The 3,034-nt window shown below is 45.7% G+C and carries 3 protein-coding genes; 1 reads left to right on the top strand and 2 read right to left on the bottom strand.

What is annotated here, in order from left to right:
* Nucleotides 1–323, bottom strand: a 323-nt coding sequence (locus tag VE944_RS07340; protein ID WP_324974469.1) for a GNAT family N-acetyltransferase, incomplete at its 3' end; no start/stop codon positions are given.
* Nucleotides 324–461: 138 nt separating this feature from the next.
* Between VE944_RS07340 and VE944_RS07345 the strand changes: the two genes are divergently transcribed.
* A complete protein-coding gene (locus VE944_RS07345; protein WP_324974471.1) occupies nt 462–1,046 on the top strand; it encodes a TetR/AcrR family transcriptional regulator in 585 nt (194 codons plus the stop codon).
* Between the two features lie 226 nt (nt 1,047–1,272).
* Here VE944_RS07345 and VE944_RS07350 read toward each other — a convergent pair.
* On the bottom strand, nt 1,273–3,034 hold a 1,762-nt coding region (locus tag VE944_RS07350), incomplete at its 5' end, for an efflux RND transporter permease subunit (protein ID WP_324974474.1).

The following is a 3,034-nucleotide window of genomic DNA, read 5'->3' on the forward strand; positions in this document are numbered from 1 at the left end:
AATGTTTGCTCAACGTAGCGTAGCAGAATCGCACCACGTCCTTGTCCTTGGCGGTCGGGTCGGATAGCAATCAACTGTAGATTCCACGTCTGATCAGTCATCCGTTCCATCTCACAGTAAGCGACCCCCACCGCCCCGTTGTCATCGTCGGTAATCCAAAAGCGTTCGGTGCCGTCTGGTAGAGAATCGCTGTCGCTGCTACCACCGAAGTAATCGGACAGCATTTCGCCAAGCTCATCAAGTTGGTTTGGTTGGAACAGTCCGGTTGCATGGGCTAAAGCAATCAGCGCAGTTGTGTCATCGGGTATGGTCGGTCGAATCATCGCAAATTCGGTGTGTGTAAAACAGGTTAGTCTCTAAAGTAAATATCACAACAGTTGTTATGTCGCTTTAAAACATAACAACTGTTGTGATAAGATGTCAAGATACTTGTTTCATGTTGCTGTAAACCGAGGAGAGCTATGAGTTATGACGATCGCCGTATTGAAGTCGCTAAAGCGGCATGGCGGGTGATTGTCCGTGAAGGATTAGACCGTGCCAGTATGCGGGCGATCGCGCAAGAACTTGGCTCTTCGACCGGGGTTGTTACCCATTACTTTCGAGACAAAGAAGAACTTACCCTATTTGCTCTGGAACAGGTGTTTGAAAACGTCCTAGAGGATATGAAAACCTGTGCCGAGGGACGACAAGGAATTGATAGACTAGCACAGATGATTTTTGTGGCTCTACCTCTGGAGGACATTGACAAAGCTGATTGGAAGGTTTGGGTGGCATTTTTGGGCTATTCTATCGGGCGCGATCGCCTTATTCAGGAACACCGAAAACGCTATGACCTTTTACGGCAGATTATTTCTCAAGAGTTAGCTGACTTACAAAAAGCCTTGCTGATTCGAGCCGATCTTGATTTAACCCTCGAAGCCAATGCACTCATTGCCCTAGTGGATGGCATTGGCACTGGTGTTGTCATTTGTCCTGAGCAGTTCTCCGCAGATCAACAAAAATATCTTGTGCGGCGACATATCAATGCTTTACTGACATTATCTTGAACACCGACATGCAGATACTATCGAACGATAACGCTCTTCTATCACTCTCATAAAACAATAATCGAAGTAGAAAACTGAAACTATGACCCAATCAAGGTTTGAGGCTTTATTTTCTAATAGAAATTCAAAAATATAGCTAAAACTTGGAAACTGAAGTCTCGTAAGCCTTACAGCGATTACTTTCTTCAAGAGTGATGGAAGAGGGTTAGGTTCTAAAAGATGATTATCAGTTAGTAGCTAGTTTGTCCGGCTTTTTTGCTGCTGGCGATCGCGGCGATTTACGTCCAGAAAGATCGTACAGTAAACCCATAAGTGCAGGTACAACAGTAGGAGTCAAAATCGTAGAAAAAGCCAGACCACCTGTTAAGACAATGCCTAACCCCTGATATAACTCTGAACCCTGTCCCGGTAAAACTGCTAGCGGTAACATCCCCAACACACTAGTTCCAGCAGACATGAAAATCGCCCGTAAGCGATCGCTTGTCGCATTATATAAGGATGCATCAAAATCTTCACCTGCTTGCTGGAGTTGCAAGGCACGATCGACTAGCAAAATGGCGTTGTTAACAACCACACCTGTAAGAATCACAAATCCCAAGGCTGTAATCATATCCAACGCCACATTCATTCCCGGAATCATGTTAGCAATCACTAGGCTCAATAGTGCGCCACTCATACCCATCGGCACTGTTGCCATAATCACCACTGGGTAAAGGAATGAGCGATACAACGCTACCAGTAACAAGTAAGTAATCAAAATCGAAAATGCAAAGGCAGCAGCTAATTGACCAACAGTTGTTGCTAACTGATCTGCTGAACCTGACAGTTCTAGACGATAGCCTGTTGGTAAACTGGCACGCAGAGGAGCGAGAATTTCCTTTTCGGTACGTTCTACTAGCGTAGCAAGAGGGGCATCGGGTGCAAGGGAAACTGTAAGGGTAATTGAGCGCTCTAAATCAACGTGGTTAATGGCATCGGCTCCCGTTGTTTCCACGACTTCGGCAATATCCCCTAGTTGCACTTGTCGTCCTTGTGCATATAAAGGTAATTGGCGCAGTTGCTCTGGGGTTTCCACAGCAGTATTTTGCAGTTCCACTGAGACATCTAATTCTTCTTTGCCATCAATGTAATCGGAGGCAACTTTACCACCCAATGCTGCTTCTACCATCGAACCAATTTCCGCTTCTGAAAGTCCGACTTCGGCGATGCGTTCGCGGTTGGGAATCACTTGTAATTCTCCTGCACCCAATACAAAGTTTGAGCGCACATTCTGAACCCCTGCAAGCGATCGTAATTTCCCGGTAATTTGTTTTTCTAAATCACCAATCTGATTTAAATCAGCCCCAACAATATCCACTTCAAATTCTTTCCCCGGATCGCGGAAGATAGAAATCCGTGTTGGGATTACAAAACGGTATCCAGCAAAGTTGCTGCTTTGGGCCCGTAACCGATCCACCATATCAGCGAGTCCTGTAGTCGTGGCAAATTCTGGTTTTAAGATAGTTGCAATACCTCGCAGCGCCCCTGGACGGTCAACATACATAATGCGCTCAACTTCTGGTTGCGATCGCAGAAATTTTTGCACAGATTCAGATTGCCGAATCGCTTCGGGGATACTGGTTCCCGGCAAAGGTTCTGCCCGTAAAACAACTAAGTTACGATTTCCTTCGGGTAGATAATCAGCAGGTGGCAAGAGAAAAATACTAGCCACTAATAAAACAATCGGAATCGACAGCACAATTAATCTGCGACGAATATGCCTACGTCCCAGTGACCAACTAACGGTAGCGGCGAGAAAGTTTTCCAGTTTGCCTTGGAAATGACGAAACACCGCAGAGGTTTTGGCTACCATGCGCTCAAACCAATTACCGCCCCGATATTCTCCACCCTGCATCATTTGCATGGCTTCCGATTGTTTGAGGAACAATCCCGATAGCATTGGTACTAAAGTTAATGCTGCAAATAGTGAGAATAGAGAAGAGGCAGAA

The organism is Nostoc sp. (genome assembly GCF_035638895.1).
GTDB lineage: Bacteria > Cyanobacteriota > Cyanobacteriia > Cyanobacteriales > Nostocaceae > Nostoc.